The organism is Mycobacterium timonense, from assembly GCF_025821985.1.
Taxonomy (GTDB): domain Bacteria; phylum Actinomycetota; class Actinomycetes; order Mycobacteriales; family Mycobacteriaceae; genus Mycobacterium; species Mycobacterium avium.
On record NZ_JACKSY010000066.1, the window covers coordinates 157,837 to 174,211 of the forward strand.

Annotated in this window: 19 protein-coding genes and 1 tRNA gene; 7 read left to right on the top strand and 13 right to left on the bottom strand. The window is 67.0% G+C overall.

What is annotated here, in order from left to right; all coding sequences use genetic code 11:
• Positions 1-173 precede the first annotated feature (173 nt).
• From H7I87_RS17395 to H7I87_RS29005, 4 genes are all read left to right on the top strand, one after another.
• Entirely contained in the window at positions 174-362 is a 189-nt protein-coding gene (locus tag H7I87_RS17395; protein WP_009974545.1) for a hypothetical protein, read from the top strand.
• Between the two features lie 186 nt (positions 363-548).
• Positions 549-2,186 carry a putative alpha/beta hydrolase gene (locus H7I87_RS17400; RefSeq protein WP_023861978.1) on the top strand — a complete coding sequence of 546 codons (1,638 nt, stop codon included), beginning with the start codon at positions 549-551 and terminating at the stop codon, positions 2,184-2,186.
• A 70-nt stretch (positions 2,187-2,256) separates the two neighbouring features.
• The gene (locus H7I87_RS28995) at positions 2,257-2,742 is read left to right on the top strand and encodes a hypothetical protein (RefSeq protein WP_075362363.1); all 486 of its coding nucleotides are present in this window, start codon (positions 2,257-2,259) and stop codon (positions 2,740-2,742) included.
• 840 nt (positions 2,743-3,582) lie between these two features.
• Positions 3,583-4,002 (top strand): hypothetical protein, encoded by a 420-nt coding sequence (locus tag H7I87_RS29005; protein WP_306454145.1) that lies wholly within the window; start codon positions 3,583-3,585, stop codon positions 4,000-4,002.
• Positions 4,003-4,029: 27 nt separating this feature from the next.
• Here the strand turns inward: H7I87_RS29005 and H7I87_RS17405 are convergent, their stop codons facing one another.
• The 6 genes from H7I87_RS17405 to H7I87_RS17430 form a co-directional block, all read right to left on the bottom strand.
• A complete protein-coding gene (locus tag H7I87_RS17405; protein WP_023868926.1) occupies positions 4,030-5,256 on the bottom strand; it encodes a hypothetical protein in 1,227 nt (408 codons plus the stop codon).
• 259 nt (positions 5,257-5,515) lie between these two features.
• Complete coding sequence (locus tag H7I87_RS17410) at positions 5,516-5,989, bottom strand: CAP domain-containing protein (protein WP_023868925.1); 474 nt, start codon at positions 5,987-5,989, stop codon at positions 5,516-5,518.
• A gap of 92 nt (positions 5,990-6,081) precedes the next feature.
• Positions 6,082-7,086, bottom strand: coding sequence for a glycoside hydrolase family 6 protein (locus tag H7I87_RS17415; RefSeq protein ID WP_023868924.1), 1,005 nt, complete (start codon positions 7,084-7,086; stop codon positions 6,082-6,084).
• Positions 7,087-7,251: 165 nt separating this feature from the next.
• Positions 7,252-7,341 (bottom strand) — tRNA-Ser (locus H7I87_RS17420).
• Between the two features lie 29 nt (positions 7,342-7,370).
• Complete coding sequence (locus H7I87_RS17425; RefSeq protein WP_003874139.1) at positions 7,371-7,829, bottom strand: nucleoside deaminase; 459 nt, start codon at positions 7,827-7,829, stop codon at positions 7,371-7,373.
• Positions 7,826-8,347 (bottom strand): tRNA adenosine deaminase-associated protein, encoded by a 522-nt coding sequence (locus H7I87_RS17430; RefSeq protein ID WP_003874138.1) that lies wholly within the window; start codon positions 8,345-8,347, stop codon positions 7,826-7,828. Before H7I87_RS17430 ends, H7I87_RS17425 begins: the two co-directional genes overlap by 4 nt.
• Positions 8,348-8,489: 142 nt before the next feature.
• Here H7I87_RS17430 and H7I87_RS17435 point away from each other — a divergent pair, with 142 nt between their 5' ends.
• Entirely contained in the window at positions 8,490-9,434 is a 945-nt protein-coding gene (locus H7I87_RS17435; protein ID WP_011723483.1) for a prephenate dehydrogenase, read from the top strand.
• Here H7I87_RS17435 and H7I87_RS17440 read toward each other — a convergent pair.
• From H7I87_RS17440 to H7I87_RS17460, 5 genes are read right to left on the bottom strand one after another with little or no spacing between them, the layout of a single operon-like run.
• The gene (locus H7I87_RS17440) at positions 9,397-9,996 is read right to left on the bottom strand and encodes a putative glycolipid-binding domain-containing protein (RefSeq protein ID WP_003876987.1); all 600 of its coding nucleotides are present in this window, start codon (positions 9,994-9,996) and stop codon (positions 9,397-9,399) included. The two genes, H7I87_RS17435 and H7I87_RS17440, sit on opposite strands and share 38 nt — an antisense overlap.
• Entirely contained in the window at positions 9,997-10,713 is a 717-nt protein-coding gene (locus H7I87_RS17445; protein WP_003874135.1) for an ABC transporter permease, read from the bottom strand.
• On the bottom strand, positions 10,710-11,396 hold the full coding sequence (locus H7I87_RS17450) for an ABC transporter permease (RefSeq protein ID WP_011723481.1): 687 nt from the start codon (positions 11,394-11,396) through the stop codon (positions 10,710-10,712). Before H7I87_RS17450 ends, H7I87_RS17445 begins: the two co-directional genes overlap by 4 nt.
• Positions 11,396-12,490 carry an ABC transporter ATP-binding protein gene (locus H7I87_RS17455; RefSeq protein WP_009974532.1) on the bottom strand — a complete coding sequence of 365 codons (1,095 nt, stop codon included), beginning with the start codon at positions 12,488-12,490 and terminating at the stop codon, positions 11,396-11,398. The genes H7I87_RS17450 and H7I87_RS17455 overlap by 1 nt, the downstream gene beginning before the upstream one ends.
• A 1-nt stretch (position 12,491) precedes the next feature.
• A complete protein-coding gene (locus H7I87_RS17460) occupies positions 12,492-13,439 on the bottom strand; it encodes an ABC transporter substrate-binding protein (RefSeq protein ID WP_024636661.1) in 948 nt (315 codons plus the stop codon).
• 98 nt (positions 13,440-13,537) lie between these two features.
• Here H7I87_RS17460 and H7I87_RS17465 point away from each other — a divergent pair, with 98 nt between their 5' ends.
• Complete coding sequence (locus tag H7I87_RS17465) at positions 13,538-13,888, top strand: LapA family protein (protein WP_003873747.1); 351 nt, start codon at positions 13,538-13,540, stop codon at positions 13,886-13,888.
• Here H7I87_RS17465 and H7I87_RS17470 read toward each other — a convergent pair.
• Both H7I87_RS17470 and H7I87_RS17475 read right to left on the bottom strand, forming a co-directional pair.
• Entirely contained in the window at positions 13,885-14,937 is a 1,053-nt protein-coding gene (locus H7I87_RS17470) for a phosphotransferase family protein (RefSeq protein ID WP_011723479.1), read from the bottom strand. The genes H7I87_RS17465 and H7I87_RS17470 overlap by 4 nt on opposite strands.
• Before the next feature lie 34 nt (positions 14,938-14,971).
• Positions 14,972-15,580 carry a histidine phosphatase family protein gene (locus H7I87_RS17475; RefSeq protein WP_011723478.1) on the bottom strand — a complete coding sequence of 203 codons (609 nt, stop codon included), beginning with the start codon at positions 15,578-15,580 and terminating at the stop codon, positions 14,972-14,974.
• 76 nt (positions 15,581-15,656) lie between these two features.
• On the opposite strand from H7I87_RS17475, the gene H7I87_RS17480 reads away from it, so the two are divergent.
• The gene (locus H7I87_RS17480) at positions 15,657-16,340 is read left to right on the top strand and encodes a methyltransferase domain-containing protein (RefSeq protein ID WP_011723477.1); all 684 of its coding nucleotides are present in this window, start codon (positions 15,657-15,659) and stop codon (positions 16,338-16,340) included.
• The last annotated feature ends 35 nt before the right edge of the window (positions 16,341-16,375 follow it).

Consider the following 16,375-nt stretch of genomic DNA (forward strand, 5'->3'; position numbering starts at 1 on the left):
CCCGCGTTGCCTGACTAATTCTCAAGTGGTACACGATATTTCGCGTTCAATCCTCGGACTTCAACCGGTACAGATGAGCATATCCGCGCACGGTTCGGCCCCTAAATGCCGGGTCGCGTCGATACTCGGTCCTAGCATGGGTTTGCTGCGTTAGCCCGATCTAGGAGCACGTCATGTCGTCTGAGTACTGGGACGAAGAGGAAACCTGCGAGCTATGCGGTGGCCCGGTCGCCGTCCTGATGAAGCAGGACTACGCGCATGGCGGTGTGCCTCTTCGGCCCATCGCCCAGCGGGCTATTTGCCTGAAGGGCTGCGTGGGCCAGGTGATATCGCCCGAACGCATGCTGGATCGCGGCGCCTGACCGCACGTCCGGCGCAGCGGTGCCGCGGCGTGGGCATCGCCCTGGCAGCCGTTGCTAAATCGGAAGCAGAGTCGCGACCTGGGTCGCCACGGTGATGCCCTGCACCGGCCCGCCGAGTAGTAGGGTTATACCTGCTCAGAAGGGGGCGGCGATGCTTGTCGGTGGTTGGCGGCGATTGGCGGCGCCATGCAGCTGACAAACCTGAGCGAAGCGGAATTGATCGCGTCGGCCGGGGGTGATCCGTGGGCGATCAACCAGAGCCTGCAGGCCGGCAGCCCGTTTCAAATCTCGCAGTTGGCGCAGGCCTTTCACACCGCCGGCCGGTGCACCGCCGAAGCCGACCACGCATTCGAGGACGCCCGCAAGCGCTTCGACTCCGCCTGGAATCACCAAAATGGCGACCACCCGATCAACGACTCGGACGAGGTGCAGCGCGTGACCAAATCCCTTGGCGCGCAGTCCTTGCAGCTGCCCAAGATCGGGGCCGATCTGGAAGGCATCGCCGCCTCCCTGGCCGAGGCGCAAAAGGCCGGGGCCCAGGAGATCGCCGAGTTGGAACGTGAGCTGCGCGGGCTGGACAACATCACCGGTGCGATCAACCATGATTTGACCCTTGACCTATCTGCGTCGGAACGCTCCGAATTAGAGTCACTCAAGAAGGCCGTGCACGCCGACGCCGTCGACGACGTCCGCGACGCGCTCAAGCAGATGAATTCCATTCGCAACGGCTATTCGGAAACGTTGCGCAAATCGATGGACTCTTTGCACACCGAAGGCTACGACCCTCCAACCACGGTCGACACCTGGATGGAGAGTCCGCTGAAACCGGGTGAGGTGAGGGATCTGGGACCAGTCGCCGGTACAGGTGGGGTGCCGGGCATCCCGGGGATCGGGGCCGCGGATTTGGGAGAGGTCGTCGAGATACCCGGGCAGCCCGGGAAGTACCTCGCCATCTTCGGGGATTCGTTCTCCGGAAATAAGATGGGCGATGGAGAACACTATCGGTCGGTGGCCGTGCCGGTGACCTTCGATGCCGAGGGCCACCCACATTTTGGGGCGCCATTGACGGGACCAGAAGGCAGCGGTCACGAGCTTTTTCCCATCCCGAGCGACGCGAAAGGTGTCACTGACACGCTGCCCTCGGGGACGATCACGCTGGGAGACAAAACCTACATGATGGTGACGGGCACTAAGGACGATCTAAGGCCAGTGGCTTCGTGGCTGGTCGAAGTGAATGGTGACCCGGGCAAGGGGTGGACAATGGTTCCAGGTTCATTTCGGGGCGCTGGGGACGCCCCCACCCAGGTCAGCGGGTATAAGGGCTCGGACGGCAAGGTCTACATCGCTGCCGACTCCTTCGACCGCAGCCGGGGCATCACCATGTACCGTGCGGACCCTGCGAACGTCTTCGAACGCGACAAGTGGCAGCCATGGACTGGCAAGGATTGGGGCAATCCCCGGGACCAGGCCGTACAGGTAACTAACGATCGCTACGGTGAGCTCAGCTTCCGCGAAATCGGTGGTAGGCCGGTGTTGTCAGGCTTTAACGTAGATGCGCATAAGGGAAGTGTTGAAGTGCGGGTAGGAACCAGCCCAACTGACATGTTCGGCGCGGACGTGCCCACCACCCTTGTGGTACAGAATGGCGATCCAGGCGCCCCCAAGTTCATGCCGCAGCCGTACGGTGGGTATATCTTGCCAGGATCAACTCTAGACGATTTGAAATTACTTGGCAGTCAATGGAATACAGCCAAGGATGGTAACGGCGTGCCGATCGGTACTCCGTACAACACCCGAGAGTTTCAACTCAATCCCTTTCACTGACGCATGGCGGCCCGCCCAAGCCGATAGGAGGCATATCGTGGTCAAAGAAACGAGCGGCGTCATAACACTCATCAGCGCCGCTTTCTCAATTGCGTGCACGGCCCACGCAGACCTCCCCAAATTTCCCGACCTGTCTGCAGACGCTCCAGTGAACGTCCGCGATTACACGATTGATGTCCCCAACCCTGGCCGCCCACCCCTTCCAACGGTGTACTTCCTTACCCCTGACGGGGTGGTCTGCAACTTCACGCCCGATCAAGCACAGTGCAGTGGAAATAACCTGCCTTCGGTGCCCCCCGCGCCTTCACATCCCGATGCCGGAATCACAGGGGTTAATTGGATCGGAACCACGACTGGCCTGAAACAGACGAATGAGGGCGAACCGTCACGCGTAGTCGATGGACATCCCGTCAAAACGCTTCCACCGGGTCATTCCATCACTGTCGATGGCATCATCTGCGGCGTCGACAACTCAGGGACGACGGCATGCAAGGATCCGCAGGGCCGTGGTTTCGTGTTGTCGCCGCATGGTTCCGGTTGGCTCCCGCACGTGTGATATTGGGGTGGACTAACCGCTATGGACGGGGTAGCCGTGTTGCACCGCCACTAAGCACTCGGCGCCAATACCAGGTCGAAAGACGTGATTAGCAATGTGTTCAGTTGAGCCGATTGGAGAACGCGGTGGCGGCTAAGGCGCTTGCCGCGATCGGCGCCGGACTTGTGGGGGCTGCTCTTTCAAGCCCATGTACGGCACATGCCGACCCTGCCGGCTTTCCCGATCTGAGCGGCTACACCCCCGCAAACGTTACGGACTACACGATTGGCCTTCCCAACACCGGGCGTGCACCGCTCACTACCGTGTATTTCCTTACCCCAGATGGCATCACATGCGATTTTTTCTCGGGAGAGGCGCAGTGCACGGGCAATAACTTTCCCGCTATACCGCCAGCTACTGGGACCGGCACAGTGAACGCAATTGGAACCAGCTCTGGCTTAGCACAATCTGGTGATCCGATTGCCCCGAACGGCCAGGTCTACGGGCACTCACTCAACACGCTTCCCCCATTCCATTCGATCACGGTGGATGGCGTGGTCTGCGGGGTTGATAACTCGCGCACGACGGCCTGCAAGGACCCGCAGGACCGGGGCTTCGTGTTGTCGCCACACGGATCCGCTTGGCTGCAACACGTTTGATTCGAGACAGAGGTCTCGGCGCGAGAGTCGATCGGTACGGCAGTGAAGGTTCTCGAATCACGGTTCGTAGCAAGGGAATTAGTTCGTCAGCACCGATAGGAAAGAAATGGTGTCCAAAACGCTCGCCGGAGTCGCCGGTCTAGTCGGCGCCTCACTTTTGAGCCCGTGCACGGCAGACGCCGACCCCCCGAGTTTTCCCGATCTGAGCGGCTACACGCCCGTCAGCGTCGCCGACTACACGCTCACGTATCCGAACTCGGGACGGCCAACGCCCCTGCGATTGGTCGCTTTCGTCACCCCGGACGGCGTGACTTGTGCATTCGGAAACCCGCCATCCGCCGGCTGCAGTGGGAACAACCTGCCAGGTCTACCGCCGGCTGCCCCCTCATCCAGCGGCGCACTGCGGGTGAACTCCATCAGTACCGGTTCGGCACCACACCCAACAGGCACGCCCCTTGATACCAATGGACAGCCACTGAAAACACTCCCGCCTTTCCACTCCATCACGGTGGACGGCGTGGTTTGCGGGGTCGATGATTCGGGCACCACAGCTTGCAAGGACCCGCAAGGTCGGGGCTTCGTGTTGTCGCCGCACGGCTCCGGATGGCTTCCGCACGTGTGATTGCCACCTTGCCAAACCGGATCGCCGTTATGCTGCCTTGATCCTTCGCACGGTCTCGGCGAGAAGCTCATCGAGAGTACTCAGCGGCAGCGCCGGCGTCTCCCCCTTGAACAGCCATCCACCTTTGCTTGCGCTGCTTATCACGATCAGTCCTCTTACCTGAGCAACTCTGATCGCCTCGACACCTTCGCCGCACACGCTATGGCCGCGCACGTCGACATCCCTCATCCACCGATGCGTGAGCCGCACTGTGTCCACTCCCTCTGCCACAGCCGAATCTTCTTGCAGGAGTTGGCGATTCTCCCGGTCCCCGCACATGGTCGATTTCTCGGTCAAATGCGCGGTGCAGCTCGCGATCTCACGTCGCAGATCGGTCAAAAAGTCATCACCAACGTGCGCCCGGCTGATCACGACTGTCGGGCGCGGTGGCTTTCCCTTCTGATCCCACTTCGACTGGTCAAAGTCCTGCCAGCTCGCAAGGGGATCGTAGCGTGGGACGGCCGCATGGTCGTTGGACGTGCAGAGCGCCCAGAACTGTCCGCCCGGCTCGTCGGCAGACGGCCGTTTGTCGCCGGAAGCGGTGTCGATGCCAACCTCCATCGCGATTGCAGGAAGCAGCGTCGAGATCTGCGCCTGGCTCCAGTCGGCGAGTTTGGGCGGCAGAGCAGAGCGTGGCCGTGGATGCCCAGACGCCCCGATCAACTGCGACAGCAACTGGTTCCGCGATGCGGCGGACGGGTCGTTGGTTGTATACCAGGCCTGGACGATCACCTTGTTGGGTAGCACTACCGCTGCCGTGTTCGAGACATAGGGCCACTGCGACGCGACATCGCCCGATTGGTACCGGCTCAGGTGCTCGCCGGACTCGGCGACGAGCCAGCCCTGGATCCCGCTGTCATTCATCGACTGGGCCACGGCCCACATCGGACATCGACGGGCCCACGCCGCCATCGCAGTCCCGATATCATCGCCGTCGTCGGCGACCGTGAACCGAAGTCGAACGTAATCGCCACCATTGGCCGGGAACCGGTTGCTTAAAGGCCTCCCGTTGGTGTCCCTCGCGGGCTGATACTCCGCATCGAGTTCGGGACCGGCCTGGGCGCCAAACCTTGGCAGGTGTTGGCACTCCTCGGGTGCAGCCTCCCGAGTGGCCGAGGGCGGCACCGAGGCGAAGCCTGGATCCGGCTGGTACGCAGCGACGCCGCCGAAGAGGTTCTCGTCGACGTCAGCCAGCCCGGGTACGCAGCGCGCCAACCGATCCGGCGCGCACGGCCCGAGTTGATCGGGCGCAGCCCTAAGGGTTGCTGGAGGCGCCGCAGGCTGCTGCTTATGCGTTGTGCACGCGCCACCGCTGAGAACAAGGGCTGCGGCAACGCAGAGTCCCGCCGGTGCACGACCGAAACCGCGCCGAGCAGTCACCAGCTGCTTCCCTCCACGTGGATCTTTCAAGTACATTATCCAACCGCCGACTCGGCAAGGGAGTGGCGCGGTAAACCACCTGCCCCGCTTGGGTTTACGAAGCCGCGAAATCACCGACGGCGGTCATCTTGTTGCCGTCCCGGGCGGTAGCGAAGCCACCCGCAGTGAATCCGCAATTCAGGATGATCGCCCGGTGCGGGGGACTCTGCATCCACATGTCGAGGGCTTCGCCGGGAGTCGCGGCGGAACCGGTTGCCCAGAAGACGATCTCACCCGAATACCTGCTGCGATAGCCCGCGGCAGCGATGCGCGCCTGCGGCGACGAGCCGTCGGAACCGATGTGTCCGCTCACCCCGTTGCGCAGCATGTCGTCGGCGTGCTGCTGCGCGGCTTCCGTCAAACGTGGGTCTTCGGCGATCGGTCCGCACGCCTGGCGAAGCTGGTTGATGCCGTTGTACAGCACCCCCGGGTCGTCCGCGCGGGCGGCGAAGCCGCCGAATGCGCCGGAAGCGGTCATGAAGGCAGTACAGATCGCGAAGACAGCGACGATCTCGGCTTTCCGTGTCATGGCGCCTCGTGCCCGCATGCTCGTTTATCTGTTTTAGATAACGAAATGTTACCCGTTCGCGACCATCAGGGGTCGAGATCGGCCGAGCGGTCCTAGTGGCCGACGTTGTGCACCAGATCGATGGCGTACTGATTCACGAAGTTGCCCGCCGGCGGATCGCCCTTGCCGCATGATCCGTCGGACTCGCCGGGACGCTTGATCCACAAGTAGGCGTCGGCGTGCGCACCGGCGGTGGCCGCGGTGGGCGGGGTGCCCAGGGCGCGACCGCTGGGGTTGCACCAGTTGAGGTCGGAGTCGGGTGCCGGTCCGGCCCCGTTGCGGGAGGTGTCGATCACGTAGTGCGCACCATTGGTGAGCCCGGAAATGGCTTCGCCGTAACCGATTTCGTCCTCGGTGGTGTAAAAGTTCGCGGTGTTGACGCTGAATCCTCGCGCGTGTGCGACGCCGGCCTGATTCAGCCTGGCGGCCATGTCCTCGGGACTGTGCCAACGCAGGTGCCCGGCGTCGACGTACACGGCCGCGTTCGGATCGCGGGTCAGCGTGTCAACGGCGTAGCGAACCAGGTCGAAACGTTCCTGGCGCTGATCGCCCGACAGGCAGTCGGCCATCGCGAGCGCATCGGGTTCGACGACGATCGCCACCCTCGAGGAGCCCACGCCGGATGCGATGCCGTCGATCCACCCGCGGTAGTCGTCGGCCGACGCCATGCCGCCCGCGGCGAAGCTGCCGCAATCGCGGTGCGGGATTCCATAAATCGCCAAAACCGGGATGGCGCCGGCAGCGTTCGCGTCGCCGACGTACTTCCCGACCGTCGCCGCCGAGCCGCCCGGGACGATCCAGTACGCCTGCGGCGTGTTGGCGATGGTGGTCAACTCGGGACTCGGCGGATCGGCGCTCTGCGCGGCGCGCATGGCCGCCGAGTTCGGGTTGACGTAGAACGGCGCCCCGGCCAACGGATTGCCGTCGGCGGCCAGGCGGATCGCCGGGACGGAACGGCTCTGCACCGGGCCGCCGAGAAGGTCCGCGCCGGCGACGGCGGCAACCGTGATCAAGGGGGCAATCCACCGCGCGGCTGCGCCAGCAGCTGAGAACGTCACGTCAGGAAAATTAGTGGCTCGCAGTGAGCGCGCGCCAACCGGGGAGGCCGGGGATCCTACATCGATGCGCGCCCACCGCAGGGCGCCCCGATCGGGCCTGTTCAAACCGCGACTTCGGGCCGCTGACCCCGACGATGTCGCAATGCGCAGCTCGGCGGAAAAGTTTGGCGGTGGCGGAGGGATTTGAACCCTCGGACGGTGTTAGCCGTCACACGCTTTCGAGGCGTGCTCCTTAGGCCGCTCGGACACGCCACCGTCGAGCAGCTTACCGAACGTCATGCCGGTCACCCCAATCGCTGGCGGGCGAAGAAGCCCTCCAGCGGCGCGGCGCACTCTCGCTCCAGCACCCCGCCGCGCACTTCCGGGCGGTGGTTGAGCCGCCGATCGCGCACCACATCCCACAGCGATCCGACCGCGCCGGTCTTGGGCTCCCAGGCACCGAACACCAACCGGGCGATGCGCGCGAGCACCAGCGCGCCCGCGCACATGGTGCACGGTTCGACGGTGACGGCCAGCGTGGCGCCTTCCAGCCGCCACCCGTCCCCGAGCGCGGCGGCCGCCGCCCGCAGCGCCAGGATTTCGGCGTGCGCGGTCGGATCCCCCAGCGCCTCGCGCGCGTTGACCGCCCGGGCCAGTTCGGTGCCGTCGGCGCCGACCACCACCGCGCCGATGGGCACGTCGCGGGGACCCGCCGTCGCGGCAACCGCCAGCGCGGAACGGATCAGGTCTTCGTCAGAAATCACCGACCGAGGCGGTCGATCACCGCCGACAGCTGATCGGCGAAGCCCATCTCGCGGGCAATGCGGCCCAGCTGCTCGTCGGCGTACAAATCGGTCTCGTCGAGGATGACACCCAACACCGCCTCGGGCAGGCCGATGTCGGAGAGCAGGCCTAAGTCGCCCTCCTCGAAGGGATCTGAATCCTCGAGGTCCTCCGGGTCGATGTCGGCGTCCAGCTTGTCGAGCACCTCGGCGGCGATGTCGTAGTCCAGCGCGGCGGTGGCGTCCGAGAGCAGCAACCGCGTGCCCGACGGCGCGGGCCGCACGATGACGAAGAATTCGTCGTCCACGTCGAGCAGCCCGAACACCGCGCCGGAGCTGCGCAGTTCGCGCAGTTCGGTCTCGGCGGCCGACAGGCTCGTCAGCGACTTGGGGGCCATCGGGGCGCAGCGCCACTGCCCCTCTTCACGCACCACCGCGACACCGAAACCGTCCGGCGTGTCCGCGGACAGGCCCTGGGCAGAGGCCCGTTGTGCTCCCATGGCCGCTTACGGTAGTCCCTGACCAGGCCCCCTGACCAGATGGAGCACGAGCGCCCCGACATCTGCACGCGGCGCCGCGCGCCGGATGTGCCAACCTGGGAATGTGGCACACCCTCGCTCCCACCCTCGTTCGAAGACACCGGTGTGCGTGCTCGGGCTGGGACTGGTCGGCGGCTCGATCATGCGCGCCGCCACCGCGGCCGGCCGCGAGGTGTTCGGCTACAACCGCTCGATCGAAGGGGCGCAGGCCGCCACCGCCGACGGCTTCGACGCCGACACGGACCTGACCGCCACCCTGTCTCGGGCCGCCGACTCCGACGCGTTGATCGTGCTGGCGGTGCCCATGCCGGCGCTGCCGAGCATGCTTGCCCACGTCAAGGAGACGGCCCCGCAATGCCCGTTGACCGACGTCACCAGCGTCAAGAAGGCGGTGCTCGACGAGGTCGTCGCCGCCGGCCTGCGGGACCGCTTCGTCGGGGGCCACCCGATGGCGGGCACCGCGCACTCGGGGTGGACCGCCGGCCACGCGGGCCTGTTCACCGGGGCGCCCTGGGTGGTCAGCGTCGACGACCATGTCGACCCGGTGGTGTGGGCGATGGTGATGACGCTGGCGCTGGACTGCGGCGCGGTCGTGGTGCCGGCCCGATCCGATGAACACGACGCCGCCGCGGCCGCCATCTCGCATCTGCCCCACCTGCTCGCCGAGGCGCTGGCCGTGGTCGCCGGGGACGTTCCGTTGGCCTTCGCGTTGGCCGCGGGATCGTTCCGGGACGGCACCCGGGTGGCGGCCACCGCCCCCGACCTGGTGCGGGCGATGTGCGAGGGCAACTCCGACCAACTGGTCCCGACGGCCGATCATGTCATCGAGTTGCTCCGCCGCGCCCGCGATTCGCTGGCCCACCACAAGTCGGTCGCCGACCTCATCGAGGCCGGGCACGCCGCTCGCACCCGCTACGACAGCTTCCCGCGCACCGACATCTTCCACGTCGTGATCGGCGCGGAGAACTGGCGTCAGGAACTGGCCGCCGCCGGCCGGGCGGGCGGGGTGATCAGATCCGCTCTGCCAACCCTGGATAGTCCACGATGAATCCCTGCTCGTCGACGCTGACCGTGGTGTCGGAGATCGGCGAGTGCACCTTGATCTCGTCGCGGCTGCCGGTGCTGCTGTAGCTCACGGTGTCGGCGGTGATGGACATCTCCGGCACGTTGACGTAGACCACGGGCAGGGTGACCGAGGCCGCCCGCTCCTGCAGGCCGAGCCGCCGGATCGGCAGCGCGTTGAAGAACGGGCTGAACTCGACGTCGACGTCGAGGGCGCCGTTGTAGGCCGCGCGGTGCTCGCCCTGGGGGTCGGTGACCAGCCACATGTTCTCCTCGTCACGGGCGAAGGAGAAGACACGCTCACGCTCGGCCAGGGTGACGGTCATGCCGAGCCGCTTGGTGGCGCCGGTTTCGTCGGTCTGCAGGTCGTAGTAGGCGCCGAACGCCGGATTGGCGTCGGTGGCGGCGGCGACGATGCGGCCGTTGGCCTTGATTCTGTTGCCGGACACCTGGAGTCGTACCGATTCCATCCGGGAGACGTCCTGTGCGCGCCAGGTGAGCATCGCCTGCCACACTCGGCGAGACGGGTCAGAAGGGGCTGCGTTCACTCATCTACCGTAAGACGTCCCCGCCAACCGGTGCGGAAGTGGCCGGTATGTGCGCCGCAGCCGGCCGGTACCCGGCACCGACGCCCACACCGCCACGGCCAGCAGACCGTCGAGCACCAGCGCCAACGCGGCCACCGTCAGCGCCCCGACCAGGGCCAGGTGGAACTCGCGCTCCTTGATCCCGTCGATCAGGTACCGGCCCAGCCCGCCGAGGCTGGCATAGGCGGCCACCGTGGCGGTCGCGACCACCTGCAGCGTCGCGCTGCGCAGCCCGCCCAGGATCAACGGCAGCGCATTGGGCACCTCGACGCGCAGCAGCACCTGCGACTCGGTCATGCCCATCGCCCGGGCGGCATCGACCACGGTGGGTTCGACGTTGGCGATGCCGGCATAGGTTCCGGCCAGCAGCGCGGGCACGCCCAGCAGCATCAGCGCCACCAGCGAGGGTCCCAGGCCCAGCCCGAACAGCAGCGTGCCGAACAGCAGCACGCCCAGGGTGGGCAGCGCGCGCAGCCCGTTGACGGCGCCCACCACCAGCAGGGTGCCGCGGCCGGTGTGCCCGATGAGCAGGCCGACGGGCACGGCGATCAGCGCCGAGGCGCCCACCGCGATGCCGGTGTACTCGAGATGCTCGAGGATGCGGGCCGCCAGCCCGACCGGGCCGGTCCAATTGTCGGCGCTCAGCAGATACGCGATGGCCCGCTGCACGAAGTTCACCGGGCACCCCCCACCACCGGCGCGACGACCGAGCGGCGGGCGCCGCCGCGCACCGCGTGCGCCCACGGGGTGACCAGCCGGCCGCCCAGCACGATGAGCCCGTCGACGGCGACCGCCAGCGCGAACAGCGCGATGATGCCGGCCAGGATCTGATCGCTCTTGCCGGTCTGGTAGCCCTGGGTGAACCAGCTGCCCAGTCCGCCGATCCCGATCACCGAGCCGACCGAGACCATGGCGATGTTGGTCACCACCACCACCCGAAGCCCGGCGATCAGGACCGGAACCGCAAGCGGCAGTTCGACTTTCATCATCCGGGTGAGCCGCGGGTAGCCGACCGCGGTGGCGGCGTCGGATATCTGGGCGGGGACCGCGTCCAGCGCCTCGAGCACCGCCCGCACCAGCAGCGCGGCGGTGTAGGCGGTCAGGGCGACCATCACGTTGGCCTCGTCGAGGATTCGGGTTCCGATGATCATCGGCAACACCACGAACAGCGCCAGCGACGGGATGGTGAACACCACGCTGGCGACCGCCGTCGTCAGGCGCCGGGCAAACCGCCTGCGCTGCACCAGCATTCCCAGCGGCAGCGCGATCGCCAACCCAATCAGCACCGGCACCAGCGACAGCCGCAGATGCACGACGGTGAGCCGGGCCGCGTCGTCGAGATGGGTGAGCAGATAGTGCATCAGCGGCTCTTTCGCTGCGATTCCACCGCGGCCAGCACGTCGGCGGCCAGCACACCGCCGATCACCCTGCCGTCGTCGTCGACGGCGACACCGATTCCCGACGGCGACGACAGCGCGGCGTCCAGCGCCTGGCTCAGGTTGCCCCGCGGCCGAAACAGCGATCCGACGCCGGTCATGCTGTCGGACAGCGCCAGGCCGTCGCGGTGTCGGCGCAGGCCCTCGGCGTCGATCCAGCCCAGCGGCGCCCCGGCCTCGTCGACCACGACGGCCCAACCGTCGAAAACATCTGCACCCGACAGGTTTTCGGCGAACAGGCGGCGGACGTCGTGCACCGGCAGTCCGGCGGCGTCGATGAGTTGCAGCCATCGGTAGCCACGGCCCAGGCCGATGAACCTCGACACGAAGTCGTTTGCCGGGCGGGACAGCAGCCGGGCGGGCTCGTCACACTGCTGCAACATGCCGCCCTTGAACACCGCGACCCGTTCGCCGAGCCGCAGCGCCTCGTCGATGTCGTGCGTGACGAACACGATGGTTTTGTGCAATTCGCTTTGCAGCCGCAGTATTTCGTTTTGCAGGTCGTGACGCACCACCGGATCGACGGCGGAGAACGGCTCGTCCATCAGCAGGATCGGCGGGTCGGCGGCCAGCGCGCGAGCCACGCCGACCCGTTGTTGTTCCCCGCCGGAGAGCTGGGCGGGATAGCGCCGGGCCAGCTTGACGTCCAGCCCGACGCGCTCGAGCACTTGGTAGGCCGCCGTGCGGGCGGCCCGCCGGCGCTGGCCGCGCAGCACGGGAACCGTTGCCACGTTGTCGATCACCCGCTGGTGCGGCATCAGCCCGGCATGCTGGATGACGTAGCCGATGCCCAGGCGCAGTTTGACCGGGTCGAGGGTGGACACGTCGACACCGTCGATGCTGATGGTGCCGGACGTCGGCTCGATCATCCGGTTGATCATGCGCAGCGCGGTGGTCTTGCCGCTGCCGGAGGATCCGACGAAGACGGTCAGCTTGCCGGTGGGCACGGTCAGGCTGAGCCGGTCCACGGCGGCGGTCCCGTCCGCGAACACCTTGCTGACGTTGTCGAAGACGATCACGTCAAGGTCCGATCGGGTGGTTTAATCCGTTGTCCCGCAACCAGTTTCGGGCAGCCTGGTCGGGGTCGACGCCGGAGTTCCCCGACACCGCGGCGTTGAGCCCGGCCACGCCGGGGGTGGTCAGCTTGGCCGATACCGCGTCCAGCACCAGCTTGAGCCGCTCCGAGCGCTTCTGCGAATTGACCAGCGGCACAACGTTTCCGGCTATGAAATTGTGCTCGGGGTCGTCGAGTGCCACCAGGTGGTGCTGCGGTATGGCCGGCGATGTGGTGAAGATGTTGGCGGCGTTCACCCGTCCCTCCAGCAGCGCGCGCACGGTGACCGCGCCGCCGCCGTCGTCGATCGCGACGAAGTTGCCCGGTTTGATGTCCAGCCCGTATTTCTGCCGCAGCCCCGGCAGGCCGGCCGGCCGGGTGGCGAACGCCGAGGGCGCCCCGAATCGCACGTCGGCCGAGTGCGGGGCCAGATCGCCGATCGTCCTCAGGTTCCAGGAGTTCGCCGCTTGGCTGGTCACGCTGACGGTGTCGGTGTCGGTGGCCGGGGCCGGCGTCAGGATCGACAGGTCGGCGGGCAGGCGCCGGTGCAGCTCCTGCTCGACCGCATCCAGGGTGGTCGCGCTCGACGCGGGCTCGAAATACAGCAAGAGGTTGCCGATGTATTCGGGCACCAGATCGATGGAATGGTCTTTTATCGCAGGGATATACGTCTCCCGGCTGCCGATCCCCATCCGCTTTCCGACGTCGAAACCGTTGGCCTGCAAGGCTTGTGCGTAGATCTCGGCAATAATCTGCGATTCCGGGAAGTCCCCGGAGCCCACCACGATCGAGTCGGGGCTGCGCACCTGCGCTCCCAGCGGGTCGGAATTGCTGCACGCCGCAACGACGAACATCGTCGTCAGCAACACCGCCACCGGCCTGACCACGGCAGGCACGCGCAGCCGCATCGTCATACCGCCGACCTTAACTTCCCGACCCCCACCCGCCGGCCCGCGCGGACCTGTTACGGGAATCGGTTTCATTCTGCGCTGGATGGGGCAAAGATGGCAGCATGAGCAGCCACACCCCTGACTCGCCCGGCCAGCAGCCCCCGAAACCGACCCCTGCGGGCAAGACCCCCGCACCGGCCAAGGAACCGGCGATCGGGTTCACCCGCGCCGGCGCACTGTGGTCGTCGCTGATCGCCGGCTTCGTGATCCTGATTCTGTTGCTGATCTTCATCACCCAGAACACGGCGCCGACGGCCTTCCGGTTCCTGGGCCTGCACTGGAGCCTGCCGCTGGGGGTGGCGATCCTGCTGGCCGCGGTGGTCGGCGGGCTGATCACGGTGGCGGTCGGCACTGCGCGGATCCTGCAGCTGCGCCGCGTGGCGAAAAAGCAGCACGCGGCCGGCGGGCGCTAGCCGGGCAGCTTGGCCAATTCGGCCAGGCCGCGCGAGATCAGCGGCGCCACCACCTCGGGCGTGTGCTCGGCGGCCTCGCCCAGGCCGCGGGCCTGATCCGACATCCGGCGACGGAAGTCGATGCCCGCGGCGATGATGGCGAGTTTGAAATACGCCAACGCCATGTAGAACTCCCAATGCGCCAGCGGTATCCCGGCCACCAGCGAATAGCGGTCGGCCAGTTCGTCGGCCGTCGGCAACAACGGCGACGTCCACGCGGCCTGCGCGTTGACGATCAGGTCCAGCGCGGGATCGCGGTACACACACATCAGGGCGGCATCCGAGAGCGGATCCCCCAGCGTGGACAGCTCCCAGTCGACGACGGCGCGCACCTTGGTCGGGTCGTCGGCGTCCAGGATCGTGTTGTCGATCCGGTAGTCGCCGTGCACGATCGAGGTGCGGCTCTGCTGCGGAATGGCCTGGCCCAGACCGGAATGCAGGCGCTCCACGTCGGCGTCGCGCCGGTCCTCGGGCAGCCGCACCAGCGCCCATTGCGACCCCCAGCGGCGCACCTGACGCTCGAGATAACCGCTGGGCTTGCCGAAATCGGCCAGGCCCACGGCGTCCGGATCGACGCTGTGCAGATCGACCAGCACCCGGATCAGCGAGTCGACGCAGCCTTCGATCACGGTGTGGCTGAACGACTCGAGCTGGGCGCGGCGGCGCACCACCTGGCCGGCAACGAATTCGACGATCTGGAACGGCGCGCCCAGCACCGACTCGTCCTCGCACAACCCGATCGTGCGGGCCACCGGAACCGGTGTGTCCTGCAGCGCGGCCACCACCCGGTATTCGCGGGCCATGTCGTGCGCCGACGGCGTCAACCCGTGCAGCGGCGGGCGCCGCACCAACCAGCTGGTGGCGTCGTCGTACACCCGGAACGTCAGGTTGGAACGGCCGCCGGAGATGAACTCCGCGCGCAACTCGCCGTCGCGGCCGATGCCGAGCGAACGCAGGTAGGAATCCAGCGCCGCCAGGTCGAGCCCTTCGAGTTGGTCAGCTGAGGTCACCGAACTTGTCTACCATCGCCGGCCCGCGCCCCGTTCACCACCTTTGGATTCGGGGCAGCAGGTCCCAGACGTGTTCGGTGGTGTTGACCGCGGCCACGGTCGCCTGGCCGGACCGGGAGAACAGCAGCCGGGTCACCGACGCGTAGTCGACGGGGAAGGACAACAGCCGGGCCGTGCCGAGGATCTCGTGCAGCAGCACGTTGATCACCCCGCCGTGGCTGAAGACCGCGACGGTGTCCTCGGGTTCGGCCGCCGCGACGAGGTCGTCGACCGCGGCGCGCACCCGGGCGCGGAACGCGTCCTCGTCGACCGCGCTGGGCAGGTGCCCCTGCGCCAAACGCGCCCACTCCTCCGGCATTTCGTCGCGGATCTGTTCGACGGGGATGTACACCGGCAGGTCGCGGTCGTATTCGGCGAACCGGTCGTCGATCTCGACGCTTAGCCCGCGGTCGGCCGCCACCGGTGCCGCCGTCTGCACGGCGCGGCGCTGCGGACTGCTCACCACCCGCGAAATGGGAAAGCGCTCAAGCGCCTTGGGCAGCCGCTCGATTTGGGCCAACCCGTCCGCGGACAGGTCCGGGTCGGAGCCTTGGCCGTGTTCGCTGCGCAGCGGCAGCGCGTGCCGGACCAGAAGCACTTGCATATTTCTTCCCGTCGTTCGATGGTGGGCAGCGCCAGTTTCTCATCGCGTCCGCTGACGCCGATTCCGAGGAGCACCCATGACGCAGCCGGACACGGATTGGGACGCCGCCTACCGCCAGGCGGCCCCACCCCCGTGGAGCATCGGGCGGCCCCAGCCGGAGCTGGAGCGGCTCATCGACGAGGGCAAGTTCCGCAGCGACGTGCTGGACTCCGGCTGCGGCCACGCCGCCCTCTCGCTGCGGCTGGCCGCGCTCGGCCACACCGTCGTCGGCCTGGACGCCAGCGCCACCGCGATCGCCGAGGCGACCGCCGCGGCGGCCGCACAGGGCCTGACCACCGCGACGTTCGCGCGCGCCGACGTGACCGACTTCGCCGACTATCCGCCCGGCTCCGAGGGCCGCTTCGCCACCATCGTGGACAGCGGGCTGTTCCACGCGCTGCCGCCGCAGCGTCGTCAGGACTATCTGCGGTCGATCTTCCGCGCGGCCGCTCCGGGGGCCGCGCTGTACATCCTGGCCTTCGCCGCCGGGGCGTTGGCGCCGGCGCACCCGGACCGGCCGGGCCCGCAGGGTTTCACCGAAACCGAGCTGCGCGAAGCGGTTTCGGTGCTCTGGCACATCGACGACCTGCGCGCGGCGCGGGTGTACGGCAACGACGACTCGGCCGGGGCGCCGGACAGCCCGCTGGCCCATCTGGAACGCGACGGCGAGGGCCACTTCATGGCGCCCGGATTTCTGGTGAGCGCGCACAAGCGGGATTGAGCCCCCCGACGGCGGGAGAATGCTATTCTCCGTGA

Excerpts from the sequence above, each read along its gene's own strand:
- H7I87_RS17460 (WP_024636661.1), bottom strand. The coding sequence starts at position 13,439 with ATGACGATGCGGCTGCGCGTGCCTGCCGTGGTCAGGCCGGTGGCGGTG.
- H7I87_RS17450 (WP_011723481.1), bottom strand. The coding sequence starts at position 11,396 with ATGCACTATCTGCTCACCCATCTCGACGACGCGGCCCGGCTCACCGTC.
- H7I87_RS17400 (WP_023861978.1), top strand. The coding sequence starts at position 549 with ATGCAGCTGACAAACCTGAGCGAAGCGGAATTGATCGCGTCGGCCGGG.
- H7I87_RS17465 (WP_003873747.1), top strand. The coding sequence starts at position 13,538 with ATGAGCAGCCACACCCCTGACTCGCCCGGCCAGCAGCCCCCGAAACCG.
- H7I87_RS17430 (WP_003874138.1), bottom strand. The coding sequence starts at position 8,347 with ATGGGAGCACAACGGGCCTCTGCCCAGGGCCTGTCCGCGGACACGCCG.
- H7I87_RS17480 (WP_011723477.1), top strand. The coding sequence starts at position 15,657 with ATGACGCAGCCGGACACGGATTGGGACGCCGCCTACCGCCAGGCGGCC.
- H7I87_RS17395 (WP_009974545.1), top strand. The coding sequence starts at position 174 with ATGTCGTCTGAGTACTGGGACGAAGAGGAAACCTGCGAGCTATGCGGT.
- H7I87_RS17410 (WP_023868925.1), bottom strand. The coding sequence starts at position 5,989 with ATGACACGGAAAGCCGAGATCGTCGCTGTCTTCGCGATCTGTACTGCC.
- H7I87_RS17475 (WP_011723478.1), bottom strand. The coding sequence starts at position 15,580 with ATGCAAGTGCTTCTGGTCCGGCACGCGCTGCCGCTGCGCAGCGAACAC.